Origin of the sequence: Pseudidiomarina sp. PP-1MA (assembly GCF_041200125.1) — a bacterium.
GTDB classification, from domain to species: domain Bacteria; phylum Pseudomonadota; class Gammaproteobacteria; order Enterobacterales; family Alteromonadaceae; genus Pseudidiomarina; species Pseudidiomarina fusca.
This window is the reverse complement of the sequence record NZ_CP165718.1, coordinates 1,167,461-1,193,343: the sequence shown is the minus strand read 5'-3', so window position 1 is coordinate 1,193,343 and position 25,883 is coordinate 1,167,461. Positions and strand designations below refer to the sequence as shown.

The window sequence follows — 25,883 nt, the reverse complement described above, 5'->3', positions numbered from 1 at the left end:
CATGACCCTTTTTAAACAATTAACCAGTGCCTCTATTGCCGTTATCCTTGCCAGCGGCGTAGCTTTTGCACCAGCTAGCCAAGCTAGCGATGACCGTCCCGACCACTTTAAAGGCAAGCCATCAGAAAACCTTGAGCAAGCCTTAGATAACTTGCGCGAATACAATAAAAAATTAGCCGAAGTACTCAACGGTGAGTTAACGCCTCAGAAAATGGGTGAAATTCATCAATTAACCTACACCCTCGAAGTTGCACTGCAACGTCTAGAGACCGAAGTTGATGATTTACAAGACGTGCTAGAGGAAGTTCACAAAGGCTCAGAGCACATGGACTTTGACAAAGTGAAGAAAAACGGTAAACAATACCTGCAAACTTCAGGAAAAATAGTGGACTAACATGAGCTTTACCAGTACCAGTAATTATATTGTTGCCGATGATCTCGGCCTAGCCGTAAACGCCGCAGTAACTTTAGAAAAACCGCTCTTACTCAAAGGCGAACCTGGCACTGGTAAAACCCGACTGGCGGAAGAATTAGCCGCCAGTTTGGGCGTACCACTGATTCGTTGGCAAATAAAATCCACCACCAAAGCTCAGCAAGGTCTGTACGAATACGATGCTGTATCGCGCTTGCGTGATAGTCAGTTGGGCAGCGACAAAGTGCACGATATTGCCAATTACATTAAACCGGGCAAACTCTGGCAGGCTTTTAGCGCCACCACCCGACCGGTATTGTTGATCGATGAAATCGACAAGGCGGACATCGAGTTTCCCAACGATCTCTTACATGAACTGGATCAAATGGAGTTTCATGTGTATGAGACGGGCGAGCAAATCAGAGCTCAACAGCGCCCTATTGTTATCATCACCTCCAACAACGAAAAAGAACTGCCAGATGCCTTTCTGCGACGCTGTTTTTTTCACTACATCAAATTTCCGGATGCAGACACCTTAGCGAAAATCGTGCAGGTTCACTTTCCAGACATTCGACAACAGTTGTTGAGTACCGCACTCGAGGTTTTCTTTGACTTGCGCCAAGTGCCAAATCTGAAGAAAAAGCCATCCACGTCGGAACTTATCGACTGGCTAAAACTCTTGCTTGCGGAACAAATCCAGCCCGCTGACTTACAACAGAATACCGGCCTGATGCCGCTGTTCGGTGCCTTGTTAAAAAACGAGCAAGATGTGCAACTGGTTGAGAAACTCGCCTTTATGGCGCGTCGCCAGCGCTAATGCTAATAGAGTTTTTTTACTGCCTGCGTAAACATGGGCTTAGCACCAGTATTACCGAGCTATTAGATCTATTGGCTGGGTTAGAGCGCGGTGTGATCTTTGCTAACGTCGATGACTTTTATACGCTAGCAAGGCTGGTGCTCGTTAAAGACGAAAGCCAATACGATAAGTTTGACCAAGCCTTCGCTGAATATTTTACCGGCGTTGAGCAGGTTGATCTTGCTGCTAGCATTCCGCCTGAATGGCTAGAGCAGGCTCTGCAGCGCCAGCTCAGTGACGAAGATAAAGCTAAACTTCAAGCTTTGGGCGGCCTAGATGAACTCCTTAAAACCTTCCGCGAGCGCTTAGCCGAACAACAAAAGCGCCATGCTGGTGGCAACAAATGGATTGGCACCGGTGGCACCTCACCGTTCGGCGCATACGGCTATAACCCTGAAGGTATTCGAGTCGGCCAAGACCGCAGCAATGCGCGACGCGCAGTCAAAGTGTGGGATCAGCGCGAATTTAAAGATCTCGATGGTGGCCAACAACTCACCCAGCGCCATCTACAGCTCGCCCTGCGCAAATTACGCAAGTTTGCCCGATCTGGCGCAGCCACCGAACTAGACCTCCCCAACACCATTCGAGCCACCTCGCAAAAAGGCGGATTACTTGATTTGCAATGGCAGGCGGAACGTCACAACGCCATCAAAGTGTTGATCTTGTTTGATGTCGGTGGCTCTATGGATGACTATATCTATGAATGTGAACAGCTTTTTAGCGCTGCCCGCAGTGAGTTTAAACACCTCGAATTTTATTATTTTCATAACTGCGTGTATGAGCATGTGTGGCAACATAACAGCCGCCGTTTTACCGAAAAAACGCCCACGAAAGAGCTTATAAATAAATACGGCCGCGACTACAAACTGATTTTTGTCGGCGACGCCACCATGGGGCCCTACGAGATCGCTTATCCGGGGGGGAGTGTCGAGCACTGGAACGAAGAGCCAGGTTCAGTTTGGATGCAAAGATTACTGGGGCATTACCAGCATGCGGTTTGGCTTAATCCCCAGCCACAACAGCACTGGCATTATTACGCGTCCATCGACATGATGAACGAACTCATGGGGCACCGTATGTTTCCACTCACTCTAGATGGCTTAACCACAGCCATGAGTAGGTTGCTACAAAAAGGCTAAAAAAACCCATAAAAAAACCGCTCATAGCCAAAGCTACAAGCGGTTTTAACTCACTTAATGACGGGTATTACCGCTGCACTCCATCCATAGAGTCTCGCACAGGTGCTTGTTGCGCCTGCTCTGGCTGCCATTGCGGCTGCCGTAATTGCTGTAACAACTCAGCTGAGTCTGGATGCTCAACGCGACCACTCGCAATCGACGGATCCACCACTTCACTATAGCGGTCAACCACCCGCACATGGTCAATCACCCAACCACGGAAGCCATTGTATAAATGGTCTATCGTTGCGAACTGGAAGCGGATCTGAATCTGCGAACCTACGTACGCCGATAAGTCTAACAGTTCGTTGGTCCATACCGGTTTACGATTGTAGCCCGCTGATGAGAACGGCTTCGCAGCGCGTTGCGTATCATTCGGATCAACATACGGATTTAACGTACGCACCGTGACAAAATTATCACCGTTCATCGACACCTGAATCCGTAGCAAATCAAAACCACTACTATTAGGATTCACTGACTCGATTTCCCACCAGCTTTGTAGATCTAACATCGGCTGGTTGGTATTACTCAAGTCAATCACCGGTGAGGTTAGCATACCCATATTACTTGACGTAGAGCGACCACCACTTAACAGCGTATCTGAGCTGGCTTGCTCACCAATAAAGGTACCTGTATCGGCTTTGCCGTACCACCACACGTAATCGCCATCATAAGCCTGTGGCAGATATGCATGGTCAGCAACTTCATCTGGAGCAAACAGCACATACCCTTCATCAACCAACAGGTTGTACAAGCTATTCCCCGTCATTGATTCCAAGTGCCACATACCTACTGCAGACCATTCGCCGGGGCCATTTTCAAAGCTATCTGCAAAAATAACTTCTTCAGACTCTTCCAGCTCGTTCAAACGGAAGTTTTCTACCCGATCTAAGCCTGCCAATACGATCACTTCGTCACGTACCACTGTGGTATGCATCGATGCTGTCGCTTCCATGGTAAAGCTCTCAATCGGTTGGCCAGTGCTCGATACTTTGGAGATGTTAGAAATCACATACTCACCGGCACTATTGGTTACCGCCGAAGCAAAGTAGCCATTAGTGAGCTCACCACCAGAGATACGTACTGACGCGCCTGCTACCGGCTCATCATTTTGATTCACCACACGGCCGCTAATAGAGCCCACCGAACCGGCATCTAGTGTCGTCATATTGAGGTAAATCGTTTGCGGCTCATCAGTCGTTGCGGTAAAGCTCACCGCGCTGCTCTGATAATCCGTTGCCTCGGCATAAACCGAATAGCTACCCGGCTTCAACCATGCTGGGGTAATACCACTTTCAGATGAATAACCGGTAATGCTATACAATTGACCAGCTTCGTTAGCTATTTGCAACTCAGCACCACCAATGGCGTTCAGGCTGACCGTATCACGAGTATTGATGAATACTTGCGCTAGGCTAAAGGTATAGCTACGGCTCGCATTCACGATGGTGTCGCTTTGCGGATCATACAAATCAACGTTAACCGTTAACCGATGCTCCTGCGCAGTACCATCAAACATCCCCGCAAAAATACCCACATCACCGCTACCTGAATCCGTCACAGACCAGTTTTGCTCAGCAGATAAGCTCTCTAACTGCCAATCAAAAGACTGCACCGCTAAGTTGTTATCAATGCTAGTCATAATAAACTGCACTTGATTCATAAACGGATTCACCATGTAGTGGCTAATAGTCACTTTACTATTGATGATGTCTTGCGCCATCGCCACCGCGTTAGCCACATTCAATACCGGAATCGGGCTAGGTAATTCAACCGTTTCTAGCACGCCATTACAGCTCGCAGCATTGGCATGACGCTGAGTAACATAAGTATCAGCACTGTCGACCAAGATCTGCTTCACTTCAGCTGGGGTAAAGCCCGGATACATGCTGTAAATTAACGAAGCAGCACCAGCCACTACTGGCGACGCAGCCGAGGTACCATTAAAGCCGCCGCTGTAACAACTGCCATAACTATCGTCTTCGCTGGCATAGTATTCAGACACACCTGCGTTAACTGCACCTACCCCGAGATACTCACTAGGAGCTGCAATATCTACGCTGGTGCCATAGTTACTGTAAGGCAACAACAAGCCGTCGCTGCCGTGAGCCGCAACCACCATGATATTACTCAAAGGCGAGTAGCTACCGTTGTTATTTAAATGCAAGGCACCATTTTGATAAGTTGCTGAGCGCCCGTCATTACCGGCAGCCCATACGTGCAACACATCCTGATGGGTTAAAGCTAATTGCCGATAACTACGGCTGAAGTAAATACCCATGCTTATCGAGCTGGAGTTATTCCCCATCGGACCCCATGAGTTATTCACCACCTTAATTTTACGAAGATCATTGGCATCATCTTGCGCCAAAGCTTCAGCGTACGACTGCACGCCCCAGCGAGCTAACACTGCTTGCGAACTGTGATTGATACCAGTAACACCCACGCCATTGTTGCTAGCCCCGACAATCGCACCAGCGGTGCCGTTGCCATGCGCTGACTGGCTCGCCGTCAACAAGTGGCTATAACGACCTTGCAGCTCTTCATGCTCGGCATAAAACCCACCATCAACCACGGCAATTTGCACGTTTTCGTTACCGGTAACCGTATTCCAAGCCTCGACAAAGTTTGCCCCTTGCTCGGTTTCTAGGTGCCAGTTACTGCCGCCATCAGCCCAAGTGTCACCATCATCAGGTAATGCGGTACTGAAGCTGATTTCAGCATTCACACCTACATGCACACGCTGATTGACAGATGCGATATTCGGCTGCAACTTAAGCATTTCTAACTGCTCGCGTACCAAAATAGAGTCCGCATCGTACTGCACCAATAGGCCCTGCGTTGCATCATAAGCAACCGGGTTAAGGGTGCTGTAATCGCTGGTAATAAGCGAGGTAAGCTCAGCTTCCGTGAGCGTATCACTCACCACCCACGATTGGTTCAGTACCACCGCCACCACTTCATCTAATGCTGTGGTGCCATCGTAGTTTTCTAACGCGGCGGGGTCTGGTGCCGGCACACTAGAAGTCAGTACCGCCATCGACTGCATGCTATCACCACTGTGCGAGGTAGCCACTACATCATACAAGCCTACATCATCGACATTGAATTCAATGGCTGCGTTATCGTTGATAGCAGTAAAATCAACCGCGCTTGCATCAGCACGCTTAGTTACCTGCCAGTTGATAGAACGCAGATCTTCGCTGCTGTCTAAATAGACGGTTACTGTGCTACCTACCGCACGAGCATCGCCTGCAAACATAGCGACACCAGTAAGTTCCGGATACACTGGATACAGCGTAACTGTCACTTCATCCGTGGCAGTCTTGCCTTCGTTATCCGTAACTGTTAACCGAAATACCAACGTAGTGACCTCGGTCACGTCAGGGGCATCAAACTCAAGGGTTGGGCTAGCGGGATCAAGAATCACCACCTCAGGACCGCTTATCTGCTCCCATAACCAGCTCACAATCTCCATATCGTCTGAGCCAGTCCCTTCAATACTGACCCGATCACCGGCATTCGCGTCGGTGTCATCACCTGCATCACACTGCGGTGCTTCGTTAAACTGTAATTGCGCTTGTACCACACACGCAGCGGTAATCGGCCCGGTAGTATAAGTGTCATCAGCAAAACTACCCTCACAGCCCTCGGTGGTTAAAATACGATAATCTACCGGGTCCCAGGTCAGCACAAATGAGGTGCTATCACCGTGTTCAACAATCGCTTCGGTTGGTGACCAACTACCGCCCTCAGTTACATCTGTGGTAACTGTGTACGTCTTTTTAATAAAACTTGCGGTGACGGTACAGTCTTCAGTAATTGCACCGGTGGTGTAAGTCGTACCAGCTAAATCACCGCCACATCCGGTTACGCCATCAATGTCATAACCCGTATCAGCAGTCACCTCAATCGATGCTTGCTCGCCAGACTCTACTTCTTGTTCGGTTGGCGCCACGCTTCCTCCCTCACCGGCTTCAGCAGTTACCGTGTAACTTGCTGGCGGTGGCGGCGGAGGCGGTGGCGGAGTAATAGGCTCAGGATCATCAGAGCCACCACATGCAGTAAGCACGGTAGCAGCTGCAACCCCGGTTAAAATCAGTTTAAGGGAACGAGCTAAACCGCCCATTCGATAGGTACTTCTATCCATAGTTATTATCCCTGTACTGGTGTTGTTAAAACTCATTGCAGCTTAGTGTGCACCTAAGTGAGTGATTTGCCCCATAGGTATGTACGCATTTAGCTACAGATAAAGTGAGTGAAATATAGACGCAAATGTTATCAGTTTCAACAATTTTTCAACTATCTTTTAATAGTGTAAAGAGATAAATGCCATATCTGGCTGATTTTCAGACACAATCGCTTTGCAAATAAACCTTGATCTAAAAAATGAATCATGATTCACTTCTTGTATTGAGTGATTCGGTCGTACTCCCGAGCAACTACGAATAAGCAACAAGCAACGAGCAACCACCATGGCCTACCGCGAAACCAGTAAAATACGTGAACGCAAACAAGCAACCCACAGCACCATCGTAAGCCATGCATTAGCAATGCTTAACGAAGTAGGCTTCAACGGATTGCAAATGGCCGCATTAGCCAATCGTTGTGGCTTAGCTACCGGCACCTTGTATCGTTATTTTCCGTCTAAAGAAGATCTCTGCACGGTGCTCTTTGCCCATGCTACCGATATCGAAATCGCTCAAGTGGAACAACACCTTAGCAGTACCACAGATACTGCCAGTGAACGCATAGCTGCTGCCCTAAGCACTTTTGCTAAACGTGCCTTACGTGCACCTATCACCGCCTGGGCCCTTATCGCTGAACCGGTAGCTCCAGCAGTGGTTGCGGCACGTTTACATTACCGTGAACGCTACGCTCAACTCTTTGCCAACGCCATCGAGCAAGGCGTAGCTACGGGCGAACTCCCTGCGCAAGACAGCAGCTTGAGTAGTCGAGCGTTGGTAGGAGCTATAGCTGAAGCTTTAATTGGGCCGCTGGCCAAAACCGAACAACTTGATGCTCATGCCGCGGTGCAAACCAGCGTTGCTTTTTGTATGCAGGCCATCAGCGCCCGCCCATGGCCGTCAGCCCATCTCGAATCATCAATAACTCATAAATAACGATCAACACAGGACAACCATCATGCCGGCCGAACGCGACCCTACTTATCTAAGCAATACCCACCAAGTAGAAAACCAACCCCCAGCTTTAGAAGACTATAATCTTTATGCAGAAGATAGCGCCCTTCAAGAAGCAGTTAACCGCGAAGGCGGCGCGTGGGCGCAACAAGACTTAGCCCGGTTTGGTGCAGAGTGCGGTTTGCCCGAACGCATTGCATTGGGCTTTCACGCCAATGCAAATAAGCCACAACTACTTACCCACGACCGCTTTGGCCACCGTATCGATCACATCGATTTTCATCCTAGCTATCACCAATTGATGGACATCGCTATCAGCGAAGGTTTACATGCAAGCCCATGGACTGACCCGAAGCCTGGTGCCCACGTCGCCCGTGCCGCCAAGTATTATTTGCACACCCAAGTGGAAGCTGCCCACGGTTGCCCGATAACCATGACCTTTGCCGCCCTACCAGCCTTGCGTCATCAACCCAACTTGTTTGCGCAATTCGCCCCCAAAATTACCAGCACCATCTACGACGGCCGAAACCTACCTGATGGGCAAAAATTAGGCCTAACCATCGGCATGGCGATGACCGAAAAACAGGGTGGTTCTGACGTACGTAGCAACAGCACCCAAGCCTATGCGGTAGGTACGGAAGGTGCCGGCGAAGCCTATGAACTGGTGGGCCATAAGTGGTTTGTATCTGCTCCTATGAGTGATGCCTTCTTAGTCCTTGCGCAAACGCCAGCCGGCCTATCCTGCTTCTTAGTGCCCCGTTGGCGCCCTGATGGCAGTAAAAACGCGCTGCAGATCCAGCAACTGAAAAACAAAATGGGCAATATTGCCAACGCCTCCAGCGAGTGTGAGCTGCGCGGTGCACTTGGCTGGATGGTAGGTGAGCCGGGTCGCGGCGTGCCCACTATCATCGAGATGGTGGCCATGACTCGCTACGATTGCATGATTGGTTCTAGTTCTGGAATGCGTCAAGCAACCGTACAAGCCATTCATCATACCCGTCATCGCCAAGCCTTTGGTGCCCTCCTCTGTGATCAACCCTTGATGCAGAATGTGTTAGCCGATTTAGCTCTAGAAAGCGAAGCTGCGATGACACTTACCCTGCGCATGGCTCGCTCCATGGACCAACAAGATCAAGAACACGAGCGGCTGTTGGCCCGTATTGCTACTCCCATAGGTAAGTATTGGATTTGTAAACGCACCCCTAATCATGCATACGAAGCCATGGAGGTTATCGGTGGTATGGGCGTTATGGAAAACACCATCATGCCGCGCTTGTATCGAGAGGCCCCGGTTAACGCCATTTGGGAGGGCAGCGGAAACGTGCAATGTCTGGATATTCTGCGCGCCATAGCAAAAGAACCACAAGTACTCGAGGCCTATTTTAACGAACTGCAGCGAGCGAGCGGCTGTGACCGACGCTTTGATGAATTTGTCGCTGAACTACAACGCAATTTCAAACAAACGCCGCAACAGCAATGGCCCTACCATGCACGTTACTTTGCCGACCACATGGCGCTTGCCTTGCAGGCGGCCCTGCTCTTACAACACGCCCCCAATACCCTAGCTGATGCTTTTATCGCTGCACGTCTGGTTGCCCGCAGTCATGCCAATTACGGCTGTCTGCCCAGTGGGCTCGATCTTAACTCAATCATTAACCGCGCGTTTTAAGGAGCCTGCGATGATTATCCCAGCTTACGTAGCACGTAACGCCCGTAAATACCCAAACCAAGAAGCCGTGATTGATGGCCAACTTCGAGCAACATGGCAGCAACTCGATAACGATGTGGATCGCTGTGCACGCTACTTAGTTTGCCAGTACCAAATTAGCGCAGGCGACCGGGTCTGTTTGGTGTTACCCAATACCTACACTTTTGTGGTGGCGTATTTTGCCATCCAACGTATCGGTGCCATCGTCGCTCCGATTAACGTCAAACTCACCGCCAGTGAGCTTAACTACATCTTCACCGATGCAGATGCCCGTTTAGTGATCACCTGTGATTTAACCAGCACCCATGCACTAGCAGCCTGCCGCGACTTGGGTATAAACAGCCTGGTGATTAACCGGATGCCCGAATTTCTTGCCAGCCAGCCAATCGCCCACACCTTGCCGCCAGGGCCATCAGATAGCGCCCAAGACCCATTACAACCGTTGGCAACAGACGCCGTATTAACCGCCGCAACCTTGCTCTACACCTCAGGCACTACCGGCCGCCCTAAAGGGGTCTTGTTTCATCATCAAGCGTTACTCTTTGTTGGCATGATGTTCGCCACAGAAATGCATTACGGCCCCGATAGTCGGCTGTTATCGCTGATGCCATTTACTCATTCGGCGCCGCTAAACCTAACCTTAGTAGGCGGTACCATCATGGGCAGTACCCATGTTATCGCACCAACGTTTACCCCTGAACTGCTCCTGCGGCTAGTTGCGCAAGAACGCACCACCCATTTCTTTGGCGCACCCGTGGCCTACCTGATGACGGCACAGCACCCTGCTATTAAAACAACTGACTTAACCAGCATGAGTCACTGGATTTATGGTGGCGGCCCGTTAGCCGCAGAACATGCAAAACAAGTACAAGAAGCCTTTGGTAGCGATCAATTTTATTGCGTTTACGGCCTAACCGAGGCCGGTCCAACTGGCAGTTTTTTACGCCCAGAAGAGCATGCCAGCAAAGCTGGATCTGTTGGCAGGCGTGCCGCCGCCTTTACCGAGATGAGAATTATCAACAGCGATGGCAAGATCGCAGCAGTGAACGAACCGGGCGAAATTCACATTGGCGGAGAAGGCCTGATGCTAGAATATTGGCGTAATCCCAGCGCCACCGCAGATGTCTTCACCAGCGACGGTTGGATCCGAACTGGAGATATAGGTATTCGTGACCAAGACGGCTATTTCTGGGTCAAAGATCGCATCAAAGATCTCATTATCTGTGGCGGTGTAAATGTCTATCCGCGCGAGGTTGAAGACGCTTTAGCCCGGCACCCTGCGGTGCTAGAAGCCGCGGTTATTGGTATTCCGCACCCGCAGTGGGGCGAAACCGTAAAAGCCTGCGTGGTACTGAAAGCTGACGCCACTGAAGCTGACTTGCGTGCACACATGAGCAACTGCCTCGCCGATTATAAATGTCCCCGCATTTACGCCGTCATGGATGAACTCCCCCACAACGCGAACGGTAAGGTGTTGAAGCATCAATTAAGATAAACTTATTCTGGTCTGGCGCTTGTTACTTGGCTGCCGTACGCAAGGACAAGTGCCAGCCCCAGAACCACCTATATGTGCCAGCTAAAGCGTAGACACCCCGGAAAAATTCTCCTACCATGCCCATCATCACAATACCTAATAAAAACAACTAAGGAACCTAGCAGTGTCTTCACAACCAACAACCTCCAGCGATAAAGGCTTCATCGCTTTTGTTGAACGAGCTGGTAAACGCATCCCCGATCCCGTTATCATCTTCATTTACTTTCTAGTCGGCGCGCTGGTGTTAACCTGGGCCATCGGTGGCTTAACCTTCACAACCTACGGTGGCGATGGGCAACCCATAGCCTATGAAATCAAAAACATGCTGGCCAGCGACAATGTGGTATGGCTGTTTGATAATGCGTTATTAGCTAACTGGTTAGGTTTTGGTGGCGGCGTGCTTGGCGTTATCTTAATCGTCATGCTAGGGGTAGGCATTGCAGAACACTCTGGATTATTTGGCGCCATCTTAAAGAAAGTATCGCGCGGCTTACCCATTAATTGGTTACCCTTATTCCTCGTCTTTATTGGCATCATGAGTTCCATTGCTACCGATGCCGGTTACTTGATCTTGATCCCGCTGGCCGGGCTACTTTATGCAGGCTTAAACAAAAACCCGCTGATCGGCATGGCCGCAGCTTTTGCCGGAGTTTCCGCCGGCTTTAGTGCCAATTTAATTCCCGCAACCCCGATTGATGTCATTATTGGGGTCAACGCTCAAGTTTTTGCCGAAGCTCAGGGGATTCCTTTCACCAATCAAGCCGGAGAACCTTTAACGCCAGCCACCATGAATTACTACTTCATTTTGGCTTCAACTTTCGTGTTAGGTGCGGTAGGGGCTTGGGTGACGCTAAAATTTGTGCAGCCACGACTCGAGCAAAAGCCCTATACCATCCCAGCTGAATTAGAGCTCGGCGATTTTGATGTCACTGCGCAAGAACAAAAAGGTTTACGTGCCGCAGGCATTGCTCTAGTGGTAGCGTTACTGGCTGTTTATGGCTTAGCAGTGGGCCCCCTGGCACCCTATCAAAACGCCGAGGGCGCAACCATTACTCCCTACCTGAATAACGTGATCCTGCTTATTACTTTCGTCTTTACCGCCGTGGGTGTTGCTTTTGGTGTGGCAAGCGGACGTTTTACCTCGATGCAAGATGTCGTGAAAGCCATGGTGAAACAGATGGACACCATGGGCTACATCTTGGTACTTACTTTCTTTTGCTATAATTTTCTGGGCGTACTGAGTTACAGCGGACTTGGCGCCTACATCACCTATCTAGGCGCTACTTTACTCACTAACTTAGGGTTACAAAGCTTTCCGGTATTACTATTGATTGGCTTTATCCTAGTTACCGCCATCATTAATATTTTCGTCGGCGGGCTCACCTCTAAATGGATGCTGTTAGGCCCAATATTTATTCCGATGCTGTACTTGGTTAATAGCGAAATGACACCCGATTTAGTCGCCGCAGCCTTTCGCGTAGCCGATTCTTCAACCAATATCATCACTCCGATGATGAGTTACGCCGGTATTATCTTAGCCTTTATGCGCAAATATAATCCGCAACTCACCTTTGGTGAAATGATTGCCATGATGGTGCCCTATTCACTGGCCTTTATGCTGGTATGGACCGCGCTGTTAGTCGCGTTTTTCAGCTTTGGCATCCCGCTTGGGTTTTAATCAAACTTGAACAAAGGTGGCGTGCCGGTTAATTTAACTCACCGCGCGCCACCGTGAATATCTCACGTAATTGTGGCGCCTGCACCATCAAGCTGGCTAGCGAATATTGTTCAAGGTACTGGTAAAACAACTCTTTTCCACGTGCCACTATACCTTTTAGCTCACAAGCAGGCATCGCCACGCAGTAGGGATTTTCGCATTCAATCCACTTCTCATCACCCTCAAGCTGCCTTATCACAAAAGCCAACGAGATCTGCTCTGGCGCCTGCGCCAACAAAAACCCACCATGTTTGCCACGACGAGTTTCGATTAACTTTAGCCGTCCTAAATGATGCACCACCTTATTCACATGATTAGCTGACAAATCGAACGTAGCACAAATCTCTTTTATCGTTGCCAACTTAGCCCCCTCGCCCACCTGCTCGTAACTGGCCAAGTACATCAAGATGCGCAAACCGTAATCCGTATATTTTTTTAATTGCATAAGACCGCCGTAAAGGTGCATTTACAAAGCAGATATTAACCCAAAGCTTGATCCGCATCAAACATGCATGCATAATGCATTTTATTAAAACATACATTGAAGATGACTGTTTTGACGTACAGCAACCAAGGTGCCCTATGACTACCATTGATACTCGTTTCAGTAGCGCCGCTGCTACCGCTGTTGCAGCACACCAAGCACATCAGGCTAATCGCCCCAGCCCCGCTCAACAGCAAACAGCCCAGCGCCTCCTAACGGGTGCCAACTACGCCATGCTTATCTTTTTGGGAGCATTCTTAGTAGTAGCCTATCTTGCTTGGGGTCTCGAAGCCGAGTTCCCACTAATGACAGTGGCTGTGTTGCATTTTTTACAGATATTTCTAGCTGGTTTGTTCAAACTAAGCTACGTGGTACGCTTAATCGCTCAGCACCTCCTCGGTCAGCAGCTGCGCTAGCATTTATGGTGGTATGGACAGCTTAGTTGGTTAGCTTGTTCAGCTTCGGAATACCGCTAGGTTTCTAGAATAGGTCGAAACTTACGCGATCGAGCAACGACAGGGCAGAAACCACTTGCACCGTCGTGTGGCAGAATGACTAATATAGCCCCCGTTCACAATCGTGAACGCCTCAGAATGTGCGTCCGTAGCTCAGTTGGTTAGAGCACTACCTTGACATGGATGAAGATGAACAACACTTTTATAATTTTATCTGTCACACCGAGATGCAACAGCTTTCAGACATCCTCTATCAGAACGGACCAATCCCGGATAATTTCCGTGACTTAAAACACCTGATATTTGAGCGTACGTTGCTCCGAAAGTAACAGCAGACTGAGCAGCCTCAAACAGCAGAGCTGATCATCTCTGACCAGCAGAACAGATCAATCTGTCCAGCCCCACCAGTTGGTGGCACTGGCCCAGATTGCCAGGCCAGCTGGTCCACGCTGATCACTTCTACCGGCACACACTGCCCAGTCTGCTGGTGGTTTTGCTCATTTCAGATGATTCCCAACAACCAAAGATTGATTAGATATCACACCAAATCCGGTTATTTTTATCCTCGTGTGAATGGTATGAATGGGGCATTTAGCTATCGCAAAATTTCCTGTAATCAGAGCTTTGATATTCATCTTCTGTTAAAAAAATGCCCAAAGTTTCTAATTCAGACTCGCTAACCATCCAAGTTTCTTGTTCCTCAATAATCGTTACTGCATAGACATCACTCCCTGTGACATCATCAGTAGAATAACCAATTATCAATCCTTTCTTTTTATCGATGGTTCTCGTTTCAGCCAAACCACTATTCACCCTTACAGCTTCGTAATATTTATATTTCATATTGATCACTATATTAATGCGTTACTATGCCATCCAATGAAATGTTTAAATGCCTACCATCTCTGGACCACGTCCCCATTTGCTCTCGCCCCCTTGGTGAAAGCTGAACATCCCATTCGAAAGATTGCCCCCGAGAAAACTTTTATAATTTTATCTGTCACACCGAGATACAACTCCTATCAGACATCCTCTATCAAGATGGACCAATCCCGAACAACTTCCGTGATTTAAAACATCTGATATTTGAGCGTACCCTGCACCGAAAGTAACAGCAGACTGAGCAGCCTCAAACAGCAGAGCTGATCATCTCTGACCAGCAGAACAGATCAATCTGTCCAGCCCCACCAGTTGGTGGCACTGGACAAAACGGCGCAGCCTGCTGGTTACCCCTGATCACTTCTACCGGGAAGGCCTGCCCGGCTTGCTGGTTGTATTGCTCATTTTAAACCATCGCTGCCAACCGGCGATTGGTAAACCACCCAACCGAGTGAACGGTATGAGTGGGCACTGAACTAGTACACAAACTCATCTGTTCCACTTCTCTTCAAAAGCCCTCTGGATATCCCCTAAAGAGTGCATATATTCATCGGGAGAATCCTTTGAGTCAACACCATAAAGGTACTGTATAGCATTCCACAAAAACTCCTCATCAGATCCAGGTTCAAACTCAAGCAAGCCTGCATCGAATGCTTGAATTCTTTCATAGGCCCATCGATCAGCAGCTTCTCTTGATATTTCCCCAGCGATCAGTTCTGAAAATTTGCCTTTGATGTCGTCAATCGTCAGCAACATTACCAACTCCCCGTATAGTTTCCGTTCTTGTCAAATGTGTAATGGGTTTTGGTTCCATTATTAAACTCCGGTCGAACCTGCCGCACATTGCCATTGTGGTCCAGCATTTCATGCCATGTTCTCTTATCAAAACGGACCAATCCCGGATAATTTCCGTGACTTAAAACACCTGATATTTGAGCGTACGTTGCTCCGAAAGTAACAGCAGACTGAGCAGCCTCAAACAGCAGAGCTGATCACACCCGGCCAGCAGAACAGATCAGTCTGTCCAGCCCCACCAGCTAGTGGCACTGGACGAAACTGCCCAACCTGCTGGTCAACGCTGATCACTTCTACCGGCACACACTGCCCAGCTTGCTGTTAATTTGATCCTATTTATTCGACTTGAAGATCTGGTTAAAAAACTAATTATCCTTCGACCCAAACAGAAGGTCTGGGTAGTTTGCTGGAACACTTTTGACATTTGATAGTTGGCAACGCAAACCCTCTTTGTCTCGCATAAACAGGATCTGCGCTACCGTCATACAATTGCCCAACTACAGGATTAGCAGATCGTCCAGACCAACCACAGGATTCACATACTATTCGTTCGAGGTGAACTCGAATATATGATTGCTCTTGTTGTAAAAGGTATATAGGCCACCACCCTCCACGCAAAGGAAAGCCGCAATGAAGCCCTAGAAAAACTGGCGGCTCTATCCCTGAAATGAATTCTTTCCAGGTAATTATCTCTGCATTTCTTACTACTGGTTTAGCCTCAATCAAAGCACCTGCAGCAATAGCATTAACCTGGTCCATTGAAGAAAGCAGCACGAGTTCGCCATCGACTTCGATGTTTCTAAAATCTTTAATACTCAATTGCATTATTTCAACTCCTCAAACTTCCACATTCCACGGACGAAATACTCACTTTCATTAGATGAAGATAGAGGCTGCCTAACCAACATACCTTTTGGTATTGTGGCAGAGTAGACCTTACCGCCAGGGCCGTTTGCAAAACGCCTAGCTACACTTTCATTTGTTGTGACAGAAAACATAGATCGTGGGTACTCTTTACTTGTAAATGAACCATCAGATTGAGCAACTGCTAGCGCAGTCTCACCACCATATTTACGAAGCAGTTCTGAATGACAAACAAGATTTTCCCTGGAAGCAGCAAGTATGGCTTTCCCTGTATCACCGCTAATATACATTTCCTCGTTATAAGCTCTTCGTGCAGCCTCGCTCATAAGCAAACCCGTTTCATCATGCACTTGATGTTCATCTGTGAATGTCGTCCCCCTAAAGACCGTAATTTGTTCTTTATTTTCCTGAGGAGTATCGCCAGATAATGTCAGGGCCGAAAAAATACCAAGTGCGGCTCGCCCTAATGTTGCCATTGATATTTGGCCTAAACCAGCCCCTGCAGCAGGTAGAGCGATAGCCCCCCATTAGACACGTTCTCTTTTGTTGAATTACTTTGCGCCATCAAATCTGTAGTGCTTCCATTTGAGAATGAGGCAGAAACTCCCGTAATCTGCGCCCCATTCCCCAGCTTGCTGGCCGCAAAGCTGGACACATCACTGGCAAAATGGCCACTGCGGCTATTTATTGATGTACTTCCCAGCGTCTTTCCGGTGTCACTGTCCGTTACATCAACCTTAACGCAGCTTTTTATCCGTGTTCCGGTTTCTGCCGCGCAGTACCCAGTAGGGTCCGTCCCAGCCAACGGATTATTCATAATATATGAATAGGGGTTAAGTGATTGGCTATTCCCCGGCGACTGAATAATAGGGTCAACACTCAAGAACCTGCCGAGGTTATAATCATACGCCCGGCCGTTCATATGAATGAGTTCGACGTCATCCAAATGCAGGTGGTCGGTAAAGCCGCGACGGGTGATACCGATATTATTAACGCCCGCATAGTCAGTAAAGTTTTTAAGGCGCGGCCGTGCTCCGGGCTCCATCAAGGTGCCGTCAATCATTCGCGGTTTACCAAAGGCGTCATAGTGCCGGCGCCCGACGACCTGCCCATTCTCGTCACTGAAGGTCAAGCTCGTGCCCAGACGGTCCTTATGGTGGTAGCGGATGCGATGCCCATCGTCATTGCTGTAGCTGATAATGGCCATGGCGCTTAAATAGACCTTCCAGCTCCCATCCGGGCTGGCTTCATAGGCGTGGTCGACTTCATAGGTGGTCACCCCATCTCGAACGACTTTCACCCGCTCACGCTGCGCCCCATACGTAAAGCTATACTGGCTGCCGCCACGGGTGATGGTGCATATTTATCGCTATTGCTTTTTAGCATTCCAGTTGTAATAAATATCCAATCCTCTGGGGTTACCACGTCGATAGTGGTTTTAGCTCGTACAAAACAATTATCCATCATCTTAATTGCCTTATTTTTCAATTCTACATTCATTATTATGTGACTGCGCAATTCCATGAAACCAAATATTTGAGGAAAAGCATCAAGCTTCACTGTGAAAGGCTTATATGACATTTCATACGAACCGCTACTTACAGTTAGTTGAGTGACGTAGTCGGGTGCCTCTAGGGAGGCTCACTACGCCAACATTCAAAAATCTGAAAGATAAATTTTTATTGAATTTTTTTCGTCAAAATAGACATCGTCGATCTTTGTTGACCTAAATATTAAATTCAAAACCGAGTAATCAATGGACGCCTTTCTAATCCTCAATGATACTTCAGCGCCTTTTTTCGGCAACGGGAATATTACCCATTCACCTGTTTTAAAATTTGATAAAGTAATTTCTGAAATTTCAGAGCATTTACGGCTATTAGTATTGGAATCAATATTGACGACAAATTCTACAAACTCTCCATTTTTTCCATCGTACGATTTATCTATAGTAACGCCACATTCTTTCAATCTATTTGTGTCTGCATTGCATGCAGCAGTTAGGGTTAAAGCTGCAACTAGAAACAATATCTTCATTGTTTGCCTACTCCTTTTTGACGCCTGAATCGGTCAACTGCTTGTTGGGAAACCAGCGCAAACGCTCTCTGCTGTAACCTAGAGTTATGTGGACGTGCTTTACCTAGGTTAGCTGGATTGTAATGCCTAGACTCATGCGCCAATGTCGCAATAGCTCTTTCCACCCCTGTGAAACCCGGCCTAGAAAACGTTGCAGGTTTATAAATAGTTGATTTTCCCCCATAGTGGTACCCAAACACCCACACTTTCTCGTATCCAGCGCCGTAACTTTCACCTGCATATTCGTTTGCCTCTTCAAAGCTTTTAAATAATTTAGGGGCGTAAGTCTCATTATGGTCGGACACACTTCGAATAGAGATTGCGTATTCATCTTTAAACTCTACCTCTTCGCCCATGTTGCTTGCATCATCTTTGAAGAATTCATAAGCCTTATCAAATGTTTTTTGCGCACTACCTTCGTCTTTTCCAAGTTCAGATTTTTCTATTTTCCCAGTTAGCCCAGATGACTCTGCACTCCCATGCTTCCCACTGGTATCACCCTGACCACCCGCAGCCTCGGCTGGCGGCGCTAAATCGCTGGTTTCACCACGTCCGTGAGCGGTAGCAACTTTGTCACTCGCACCATTACCTACGGTATTGTTCGAACTGTCGTCTTGGCGCGGCTTCGATGAGGTGTCCGTGGTGGCATTTTCAAGGGCTGTCATATGGGGGCACATCGAGTCCGCCATCTGTGATACCCCACAGCCAATATAGCCCGTGGGGTCGGTTCCCGCCAGTGGGTTGTTCATGAGGTACGAATACGGGTTTAAGGATTGGCTGTTGCTCGGGCTTTGAATCACCGGGTCGACGCTTAAGAAGCGCCCTAGGTTGTAGTCGTACACCCGACCATTCATATGAATGAGCTCAACGTCATCCAAATGCAGGTGGTCGGTAAAGCCGCGGCGAGTGATGCCGATATTGCTGATACCCGCATAATCGGCAAAGTTCTTCAGGCGTGGCCGTGCTCCGGGCTCCATCAAGGTGCCGTCAATCATTCGCGGTTTACCAAAGGCATCATAGTGCCGGCGCCCGACGACCTGCCCCGCGTGGTCACTGAAGGTCAAGCTCGTGCCCGGTCGCGAAATTCGGCACACGCCGACCAAAAAGAGTTGTTGGAGTTTTTAGAAACTACCGAAAAGCCATTGCACGACGTACGCTTAGTTCACGGTGAGGCCGAGCCAAAGCGCGTACTGGCTGAAGCAATACGTCAAAGTGGGTTGATTACGGGGTAGTTACAATAACTCCGAGTCAAGCTGGAAATACAACTAAACATAAATTCAGTCGAATAATCGCCCAACAAAAACATCTTTACCGGGAGAGAATTCAACGGAGTATGATCTCCCTCCTGTTCCAAAAACTACAATTCTTACTTGTCCGTCGAGACCGAGGTGAAACTCCTTGACTTTATAATCACTACAAAAATCTCGATCGCTATTGTCACACCAGCTTTTCAACTTTGAAAGTTTAGTATTGTAAATTTCGAAATTAATATCACCTAACTTGCCAAGATACAGAACTGCTTGTTCTCTATCTAACTCAGCACATTCGCTGCCAGCAATTTGGGCTTGAAACAATTGAATAGGCTTTGATGATGTAACTCTATTATTATATAACGTTAATATAACTCTATCCTTCATGCAAAGTCCTTTATGGCTAAAAGATGGGCCATCAACAACCAGACTTTTTTCATGAGAGCCTGTTCCAGAAAATTTAAAATGCTCAATACCTTCATCATATGAAGCTGCCAAATGAAATGGCATGAAAAATAAAAAAAGAAGATACTTATTCATAGCCGTCTTTCCTGTATTGCTGAAACAATCTTTGCAAGTCGTTATCTGTGAGCTTTCTTTCATGCCCTTCGACATGAGCATAACTTAATAGACTTTTCGTATCGTTATGCTGATGAAGAAGACCTAACATATGGCCAAACTCATGTTCAGCTGTATTTCTATCTGCGGCCGGTGCGCGCAGCTCTATTAAAGTCGATCCGAGAGAAGCGCGACCAGCATTTCTAAAAGAATTTGCAGTGCTGCACCATCCGGGGCACTCGTTTATGTAGAAGTCAGGATTCTCTTTGCTAAAAGATACGTCTGTTTTTAGAAGTATTTTATACCCATTTGAGTGAGTACCTTCAATATTGAAGTGTTCGTTAATACCGGCAATGTAATCTGACAAAAGCTCATGCTCAATATCATTTGTTCCAACTGAGAGCTTAATTTGTAATGTGTAAGCTTTATTTTTCACATCGACTGTTGTTTTTATTTTTCCTTTAAAATTTATATTAGTATAAACATCATTGGATATATCCGTTGGAGATTTGTCATTCTGACTGTCAGAAAGTACGTATCCCAGTGCTGGCGCTTGATTTTGACTGCCAATATCAGCAACTTGCATCCGTTGAACTAAATCCGTCAGTTCACTTGGTTGTGCACCATTACCTACGGTATTGCTCGCACTGTCGTTTTGCCGCGGCTTCGATGAGGTGTCCGTGGTGGCGTTTTCAAGCGCTGTCATATGAGGACACATCGAATCCGCCATTTGTGATACCCCACAGCCACTATAGCCCGTGGGGTCGGTTCCCGCCAGTGGGTTGTTCATCAGGTAGGAATACGGGTTTAAGGATTGGCTGTTGCCCGGGCTTTGAATCACCGGGTCGACGCTTAAGAAGCGACCTAGATTATAGTCGTACACCCGACCATTCATATGAATGAGCTCAACGTCATCCAAATGCAGGTGGTCGGTAAAGCCGCGCCGAGTGATACCGATATTGCTGATACCCGCATAATCGGCAAAGTTCTTCAGGCGTGGCCGTGCTCCGGGCTCCATCAAGGTGCCGTCAATCATTCGCGGTTTACCAAAGGCGTCGTAGTCTAGCTGGTTTGTTCAAACTAAGCTACGTGGTACGCTTAATCGCTCAGCACCTCCTCGGTCAGCAGCTGCGCTAGCATTTATGGTGGTATGGACAGCTTAGTTGGTTAGCTTGTTCAGCTTCGGAATACCGCTAGGTTTCTAGAATAGGTCGAAACTTACGCGATCGAGCAACGACAGGGCAGAAACCACTTGCACCGTCGTGGCAGAATGACTAATATAGCCCCCGTTCACACTCGTGAACGCCTCAAAACGTGCGTCCGTAGCTCAGTTGGTTAGAGCACTACCTTGACATGGTAGGGGTCGGTAGTTCGAGTCTACTCGGACGCACCATCTTCCTAAAGTTCCAAATCCCTTGATTTTATTGACTTGCAGCCGTTATGGTTGGCTTGATGCTATTTACTTTTTCTCGACCAATAAAACATAGCTAACCCGCCAACAATCATTATCAACGGAGCAATTAGCATCACTGTTGCCTGCGTATTCGTCATAACATCCCCCCCTGTTTTCGTGGCTTGCAAGTATTACACCATGGCTTCGAAGTTACTAGAATAACCAAACAGTTGCCAATTATTACGCCCCCTCTATAATCAGATCATGAATTGCTACCCGCTGGAGGTGCTATGAGCATAGTACAAATCATCTCACTTGTTATTTTGATTGGCGGCATTGCTGCTTTTTATGCACTGGGGATTTGGGGGATTAAGCGGATTAAAGCAAGAAGTCAAAAATCAAAGCAAATTACTGAATAAGTTAATCTATATTTGAATTTACTTCAGATTCAAGATGATTCATATCTTCAGAAGTACGTTCCTGATGTCATTCTTCATCCGTTATTAACTGCGGCGCCTCGCCGACCATTGGTAAGGCCTGATTTTTCCAGACACCTTCTACCCGTTTAAAATATTCACGCTTAAAGTTGTTTGGCGACACTCTGTTATTTTTTGTATGACGTCGAGTTGGATTGTAAACCATCTCAATAATGGGTAAGCGGATTAAATGGTTGATCTTACCTTTGCATGAGAGTGAGACAGACCGGCATCTCATCGGATTATCTGGTTGATGCTTCACTACTGCTGGTGCATGTTTCCTTCGCTAATTCCAGCAAGAACCCCACACGCCTCAACTTCCCGGTCATCGTTGCAACTCGCTCTCAGTGAAACGAGTTGTTTCTCAAGCACTTGTAGAGCGGTTATCTGCGACCGCACATGAGAGATGTGATCATCGAGCAAGGCGTTGACGGCGGTACAAGGCTGATGAGGGTCGTCCTGATAGCTCTGTAGTTCGTGAATCTCAGCCAGTGACAGGCCCAGGATTCTGCAGCGACGGATGAAGGCCAGCCCCTCACCATGCTTCTCGGTATAGACACGGTAACCGTTGTCCTGCCGATCAGGCGGCGGCAACAAGCCCTGCTGTTCATAGAAGCGGATCGTCTGTGTTTCGACCCCTACCAACTGCGCCAACTGACCAATGCGCATCAGCCTCCTCCCCAACGGATTCTTTACTCTATTGACCTTATAGTAGCTTTATAGTTTAAAATGGTACCACAACATTGTTCAAGTGGAGTCGTATCATGAGCAAATCCTGTGGTGGCGCCTGTGGCGGTGATGCAATGTCCGCAGCGGATACCGATATACAGGCCTCCTCCGAGGCGCCAGGGAGATGGGTCAGTGTTTATGCCGTACCGAAGATGGACTGTCCATCAGAAGAGCGAATGATTCGCCTAGCCCTGAACGGCTTTGAGGAGGTTCGGGCGCTGTCCTTCGACTTGTCGAACCGCCGGCTGAAGGTCGTGCATGACGGCGAGGTCGAGCCCGTCACCTCGAAACTGAAGACCTTGGGGCTAGGCGCCTCGCTTCAGGAAACCGTCGCTGCAAATCCGGAGACCATCAAGGCCGCCGAGTTTTCGGCAGCTTCTGCTAAGCAAGAATCCGGGACCCTGCGCTGGTTGCTCGGCATCAATGCACTTCTGTTCGTGGTGGAAATGACTGCCGGTCTGATCGCCCGGTCCACCGGCCTGATTGGAGAATCCCTGGACAATTTTGCCGATGCGGCGGTGTACGGGCTTGCCCTTTATGCGGTTGGACATAGCGTGAAAATGCAGGTACGTGCCGCGCATCTTGCTGGTGTACTGCAACTGATCTTGGCTGTGGGCGTGCTCGTAGAGGTGGTGAGACGCTTTGTATTCGGTAGTGAGCCTGAATCGCTGGTGATGATGGCTATCGCATTCGTCGCATTGATTGCCAATACCAGTTGTCTGCTGCTCATATCCAAACATCGGGAAGGCGGGGCGCACATGAAGGCAAGCTGGATATTCTCGGCCAACGACGTGGTGATCAACCTGGGGGTCATCACCGCCGGCGCCCTGGTCGCGTGGACCGGTTCCAATTATCCGGATCTGATTATCGGCACCATCGCGGGGGGCATTGTACTTAACGGTGCCAGACGCATTTTGGCGTTGAAGGGTTAAATAATGCTCATTATTGGCAAAAAGCTCTCGCCGTATGCCCTATTGTCCATATCGGGCCTGCTGGCAGCGTCTGATCAGGCTGTAAAGTGGCTGGTGCAGCAATCAATGGCCTATGGCGAGTATGTTTCGGTGACCCCGTTCTTTAACTGGGTGCACCTATGGAACACCGGTGCCGCATTCAGTCTTTTTGCGAATGGTGGAGGCTGGCAGCGCTACTTTTTTATCGGAATCGCGGTAGTGGTCTCGATTTTTCTGATCAAGCTGATCCTTGAAAATCGTCATAAAGGAGAAGCCATCGCTTACAGTCTTATCCTCGGTGGCGCCATGGGCAACCTGATTGACCGGGTCTTTCGCGGCTATGTTGTGGATTCCTTTGATTTCTATTGGCGAGACTGGCATTGGCCGGCCTTCAACCTGGCTGATATTGCAATTGTCCTCGGTGCCTTACTTTTCGTTTCCAGCAGCTTGTTGGGTAAAAAAGCAAACACCAATGCCGAGTCGGATGGATCTGACGGCTCTGTTGCAAAGATTGGCGGCAGTCAGAGGTAGGCTGTCGCTCTGCGCCGATCAGGCGGCTGCTGCGAAATGGTGGTTGAGCATGCCCATGGCCTCCGTCAGCGCCGAGGGCCCAATGCCAAAAGCTCTCTCCACAAGGCGCACCTCGCCCCTGATGCCGGGCTGCAGGCACCAGGGGCGAGCCTGTCCTTTGCGCAGGGCTCGCATGACTTCGAATCCCTTGATCGTGGCATAGGCCGTGGGGATCGATTTGAAACCGCGCACCGGCTTGATCAGTATCTTGAGCTTTCCGTGATCGGCCTCGATCACGTTATTGAGATACTTCACCTGCCGGTGGGCCGTCTCCCGGTACAGCTTTCCTTCGCGCTTCAATTCGGTGATCGCTGCACCATAGCTCGGCGCTTTGTCGGTATTGAGCGTGGCAGGCTTTTCCCAGTGCTTCAGGCCTCGCAGGGCCTTGCCCAGGAACCGCTTCGCTGCCTTGGCGCTGCGGGTCGGCGACAGGTAGAAATCGATCGTGTCGCCCCGCTTGTCGACTGCCCGGTACAGGTAGGTCCACTTGCCCCGCACCTTGACGTAGGTTTCATCCAGGCGCCAGCTCGGATCAAAGCCACGCCGCCAGAACCAGCGCAGCCGCTTCTCCATCTCCGGGGCGTAGCACTGGACCCAGCGATAGATCGTCGTATGGTCGACCGAAATGCCGCGTTCCGCCAGCATTTCCTCAAGGTCGCGATAGCTGATCGGATAGCGACAATACCAGCGCACCGCCCACAGGATCACATCACCCTGGAAATGGCGCCACTTGAAATCCGTCATCGTTCCGTCCGTCCAATCTCCGCCAAGCATGCTCAAGCTTCACGATTTTTGCAACAGAGCCCACACGAGTATTGAGCATAGTCGAGATTGGTGCAGATCACTTCTGATATTGAACTGTCAGGAGCTGGCTGCACAACAGCCATTACGCCCAATCAACTGGTGCAGTCGTCTTCTGAAAATGACATTTGGTATCTCTCATAAACGGATGTTTTTGAGAGAACTATCTTCGGCCTTCACACGCACGAAAGGCGGCGAAGCTCCGCCGTTAATCCGTCCGCCGGAGATCTCGCCCAGGCAGGCTGAAGGCCGAGCAAGCCTGACAGGCCCGAAAAGCCCGGCACGGGCGTCGGCGGCGATGACGGCGGCGGCATTATCCAGGGTTGATGATGGAAGTGGAGGATATCGACAACCTCTCGCGCAACCAAGACATCGCGGTCGGACTGCAAGTGATCTTGAAGCCACGGGCCCGTCCCACCCCGACATGGACCTCGATGCCCGAACGGACGTTAGATTTCGAGTTCTAGGCGTTCTGCGATGAAGGTTGGATCCCAGCCGGGATTGAAAGTGTCGACGTGGGTGAATCCGAGCCGCTCGTATAGGCCACGCAGGTTCGGGTGGCAGTCGAGCCGCAGCTTGGCGCACCCCTGCGTTCGCGCGGCATGGCGGCAAGCCTCGATCAGCGCGGAGCTGACACCCCGGCCCGCATGTGTCCGTCGCACCGCGAGCTTGTGCAGATATGCGGCCTCCCCCTTGAGGGCGTCGGGCCAGAACTCGGGATCCTCGGCCGACAAGGTGCAACAGCCGACGATGCCGTCGCTGCAACTCGCGACTAGGAGCTCGGATCTCAGGACGAAGGTCTCCGCGAATGTCCGGTCGATCCGCGCGACGTCCCAGGCGGGCGTTCCCTTGGCGGACATCCACGCCGCAGCGTCGTGCATCAGCCGCACAACCTCGTCGATATCACCCGAGCAGGCGACCCGAACGTTCGGAGGCTCCTCGCTGTCCATTCGCTCCCCTGGCGCGGTATGAACCGCCGCCTCATAGTGCAGTTTGATCCTGACGAGCCCAGCATGTCTGCGCCCACCTTCGCGGAACCTGACCAGGGTCCGCT

Annotated in this window: 26 protein-coding genes, 1 tRNA gene and 2 pseudogenes; 13 read left to right on the top strand and 16 right to left on the bottom strand. The window is 49.3% G+C overall.

Features of this window, described 5'->3' with window-relative positions:
* Nucleotide 1: 1 nt before the first annotated feature.
* From AB8S08_RS05750 to AB8S08_RS05740, 3 genes are read left to right on the top strand one after another with little or no spacing between them, the layout of a single operon-like run.
* A complete protein-coding gene (locus AB8S08_RS05750) occupies nucleotides 2-394 on the top strand; it encodes a DUF6746 family protein (protein WP_313932378.1) in 393 nt (130 codons plus the stop codon).
* Between the two features lies 1 nt (nucleotide 395).
* Nucleotides 396-1,229, top strand: a complete 834-nt coding sequence (locus AB8S08_RS05745) for a MoxR family ATPase (RefSeq protein ID WP_110076897.1) — start codon at nucleotides 396-398, stop codon at nucleotides 1,227-1,229.
* The gene (locus AB8S08_RS05740; RefSeq protein ID WP_369744071.1) at nucleotides 1,229-2,407 is read left to right on the top strand and encodes a VWA domain-containing protein; all 1,179 of its coding nucleotides are present in this window, start codon (nucleotides 1,229-1,231) and stop codon (nucleotides 2,405-2,407) included. The genes AB8S08_RS05745 and AB8S08_RS05740 overlap by 1 nt, the downstream gene beginning before the upstream one ends.
* Nucleotides 2,408-2,474: 67 nt before the next feature.
* Here the strand turns inward: AB8S08_RS05740 and AB8S08_RS05735 are convergent, their stop codons facing one another.
* A complete protein-coding gene (locus tag AB8S08_RS05735) occupies nucleotides 2,475-6,599 on the bottom strand; it encodes a S8 family serine peptidase (RefSeq protein ID WP_369744070.1) in 4,125 nt (1,374 codons plus the stop codon).
* A gap of 325 nt (nucleotides 6,600-6,924) precedes the next feature.
* Between AB8S08_RS05735 and AB8S08_RS05730 the strand changes: the two genes are divergently transcribed.
* The 4 genes from AB8S08_RS05730 to AB8S08_RS05715 all read left to right on the top strand — a co-directional run bounded on the left by AB8S08_RS05730 (nucleotide 6,925) and on the right by AB8S08_RS05715 (nucleotide 12,510).
* A complete protein-coding gene (locus AB8S08_RS05730) occupies nucleotides 6,925-7,572 on the top strand; it encodes a TetR/AcrR family transcriptional regulator (RefSeq protein WP_369744069.1) in 648 nt (215 codons plus the stop codon).
* Between the two features lie 22 nt (nucleotides 7,573-7,594).
* Nucleotides 7,595-9,259: an isovaleryl-CoA dehydrogenase gene (locus tag AB8S08_RS05725; RefSeq protein WP_369744068.1), complete on the top strand. Its 1,665-nt coding sequence runs from the start codon at nucleotides 7,595-7,597 to the stop codon at nucleotides 9,257-9,259.
* A gap of 10 nt (nucleotides 9,260-9,269) precedes the next feature.
* On the top strand, nucleotides 9,270-10,793 hold the full coding sequence (locus AB8S08_RS05720; RefSeq protein ID WP_369744067.1) for a class I adenylate-forming enzyme family protein: 1,524 nt from the start codon (nucleotides 9,270-9,272) through the stop codon (nucleotides 10,791-10,793).
* 163 nt (nucleotides 10,794-10,956) lie between these two features.
* Entirely contained in the window at nucleotides 10,957-12,510 is a 1,554-nt protein-coding gene (locus tag AB8S08_RS05715) for an AbgT family transporter (protein WP_110076903.1), read from the top strand.
* A gap of 28 nt (nucleotides 12,511-12,538) precedes the next feature.
* On the opposite strand, the gene AB8S08_RS05710 is transcribed toward AB8S08_RS05715, so the two are convergent.
* Nucleotides 12,539-12,994: an Rrf2 family transcriptional regulator gene (locus AB8S08_RS05710; protein WP_110076904.1), complete on the bottom strand. Its 456-nt coding sequence runs from the start codon at nucleotides 12,992-12,994 to the stop codon at nucleotides 12,539-12,541.
* Between the two features lie 137 nt (nucleotides 12,995-13,131).
* Here AB8S08_RS05710 and AB8S08_RS05705 point away from each other — a divergent pair, with 137 nt between their 5' ends.
* Nucleotides 13,132-13,449, top strand: a complete 318-nt coding sequence (locus AB8S08_RS05705; protein ID WP_110076905.1) for a hypothetical protein — start codon at nucleotides 13,132-13,134, stop codon at nucleotides 13,447-13,449.
* A gap of 630 nt (nucleotides 13,450-14,079) precedes the next feature.
* Here AB8S08_RS05705 and AB8S08_RS05700 read toward each other — a convergent pair.
* From AB8S08_RS05700 to AB8S08_RS05660, 9 genes and pseudogenes are all read right to left on the bottom strand, one after another.
* Nucleotides 14,080-14,331: an Imm31 family immunity protein gene (locus tag AB8S08_RS05700; RefSeq protein WP_313933513.1), complete on the bottom strand. Its 252-nt coding sequence runs from the start codon at nucleotides 14,329-14,331 to the stop codon at nucleotides 14,080-14,082.
* Nucleotides 14,332-14,344: 13 nt separating this feature from the next.
* Nucleotides 14,345-14,452 (bottom strand): annotated as a pseudogene (locus AB8S08_RS05695) (polymorphic toxin type 17 domain-containing protein); the annotation flags it as partial.
* A 404-nt stretch (nucleotides 14,453-14,856) separates the two neighbouring features.
* Nucleotides 14,857-15,123 (bottom strand): hypothetical protein, encoded by a 267-nt coding sequence (locus tag AB8S08_RS05690; protein ID WP_369744066.1) that lies wholly within the window; start codon nucleotides 15,121-15,123, stop codon nucleotides 14,857-14,859.
* A gap of 408 nt (nucleotides 15,124-15,531) precedes the next feature.
* Nucleotides 15,532-15,987: a hypothetical protein gene (locus AB8S08_RS05685; protein ID WP_313933466.1), complete on the bottom strand. Its 456-nt coding sequence runs from the start codon at nucleotides 15,985-15,987 to the stop codon at nucleotides 15,532-15,534.
* Entirely contained in the window at nucleotides 15,987-16,502 is a 516-nt protein-coding gene (locus AB8S08_RS05680; RefSeq protein ID WP_313933465.1) for a hypothetical protein, read from the bottom strand. Before AB8S08_RS05680 ends, AB8S08_RS05685 begins: the two co-directional genes overlap by 1 nt.
* 11 nt (nucleotides 16,503-16,513) lie before the next feature.
* On the bottom strand, nucleotides 16,514-17,305 hold the full coding sequence (locus tag AB8S08_RS05675) for an RHS repeat domain-containing protein (RefSeq protein ID WP_369744065.1): 792 nt from the start codon (nucleotides 17,303-17,305) through the stop codon (nucleotides 16,514-16,516).
* Between the two features lie 17 nt (nucleotides 17,306-17,322).
* On the bottom strand, nucleotides 17,323-17,607 hold the full coding sequence (locus AB8S08_RS05670) for a hypothetical protein (RefSeq protein WP_110076907.1): 285 nt from the start codon (nucleotides 17,605-17,607) through the stop codon (nucleotides 17,323-17,325).
* 75 nt (nucleotides 17,608-17,682) lie between these two features.
* Nucleotides 17,683-18,063, bottom strand: coding sequence for a hypothetical protein (locus tag AB8S08_RS05665; protein ID WP_110076908.1), 381 nt, complete (start codon nucleotides 18,061-18,063; stop codon nucleotides 17,683-17,685).
* Entirely contained in the window at nucleotides 18,060-19,079 is a 1,020-nt protein-coding gene (locus AB8S08_RS05660) for an RHS repeat domain-containing protein (RefSeq protein WP_369744064.1), read from the bottom strand. The genes AB8S08_RS05665 and AB8S08_RS05660 overlap by 4 nt, the downstream gene beginning before the upstream one ends.
* On the opposite strand from AB8S08_RS05660, the gene AB8S08_RS05655 reads away from it, so the two are divergent.
* The gene (locus AB8S08_RS05655) at nucleotides 18,981-19,334 is read left to right on the top strand and encodes an MBL fold metallo-hydrolase RNA specificity domain-containing protein (protein WP_369744062.1); all 354 of its coding nucleotides are present in this window, start codon (nucleotides 18,981-18,983) and stop codon (nucleotides 19,332-19,334) included. The two genes, AB8S08_RS05660 and AB8S08_RS05655, sit on opposite strands and share 99 nt — an antisense overlap.
* Nucleotides 19,335-19,379: 45 nt before the next feature.
* On the opposite strand, the gene AB8S08_RS05650 is transcribed toward AB8S08_RS05655, so the two are convergent.
* Nucleotides 19,380-19,892 (bottom strand): hypothetical protein, encoded by a 513-nt coding sequence (locus AB8S08_RS05650; RefSeq protein WP_153825494.1) that lies wholly within the window; start codon nucleotides 19,890-19,892, stop codon nucleotides 19,380-19,382.
* Nucleotides 19,893-20,658: 766 nt separating this feature from the next.
* Nucleotides 20,659-20,856: pseudogene (locus tag AB8S08_RS05645) on the bottom strand (RHS repeat-associated core domain-containing protein); the annotation flags it as partial.
* Between the two features lie 370 nt (nucleotides 20,857-21,226).
* Between AB8S08_RS05645 and AB8S08_RS05640 the strand changes: the two are divergent.
* Nucleotides 21,227-21,303, top strand: a tRNA-Val gene (locus AB8S08_RS05640).
* Nucleotides 21,304-21,593: 290 nt separating this feature from the next.
* Entirely contained in the window at nucleotides 21,594-21,722 is a 129-nt protein-coding gene (locus AB8S08_RS05635; RefSeq protein ID WP_276567244.1) for a hypothetical protein, read from the top strand.
* 318 nt (nucleotides 21,723-22,040) lie between these two features.
* On the opposite strand, the gene cadR is transcribed toward AB8S08_RS05635, so the two are convergent.
* Entirely contained in the window at nucleotides 22,041-22,448 is a 408-nt protein-coding gene (cadR, locus tag AB8S08_RS05630) for a Cd(II)/Pb(II)-responsive transcriptional regulator (protein WP_126758675.1), read from the bottom strand.
* Between the two features lie 95 nt (nucleotides 22,449-22,543).
* On the opposite strand from cadR, the gene AB8S08_RS05625 reads away from it, so the two are divergent.
* Both AB8S08_RS05625 and lspA read left to right on the top strand, forming a co-directional pair.
* Nucleotides 22,544-23,440 (top strand): cation transporter, encoded by an 897-nt coding sequence (locus tag AB8S08_RS05625; RefSeq protein WP_064130583.1) that lies wholly within the window; start codon nucleotides 22,544-22,546, stop codon nucleotides 23,438-23,440.
* A gap of 3 nt (nucleotides 23,441-23,443) precedes the next feature.
* On the top strand, nucleotides 23,444-23,989 hold the full coding sequence (gene lspA / locus AB8S08_RS05620; RefSeq protein WP_369744060.1) for a signal peptidase II: 546 nt from the start codon (nucleotides 23,444-23,446) through the stop codon (nucleotides 23,987-23,989).
* Nucleotides 23,990-24,007: 18 nt separating this feature from the next.
* Here the strand turns inward: lspA and AB8S08_RS05615 are convergent, their stop codons facing one another.
* Nucleotides 24,008-24,772: an IS6-like element IS6100 family transposase gene (locus AB8S08_RS05615; RefSeq protein ID WP_369744059.1), complete on the bottom strand. Its 765-nt coding sequence runs from the start codon at nucleotides 24,770-24,772 to the stop codon at nucleotides 24,008-24,010.
* Nucleotides 24,773-25,278: 506 nt separating this feature from the next.
* Nucleotides 25,279-25,779, bottom strand: a complete 501-nt coding sequence (locus tag AB8S08_RS05610) for a GNAT family N-acetyltransferase (RefSeq protein ID WP_000376623.1) — start codon at nucleotides 25,777-25,779, stop codon at nucleotides 25,279-25,281.
* Nucleotides 25,780-25,883 lie beyond the last annotated feature (104 nt).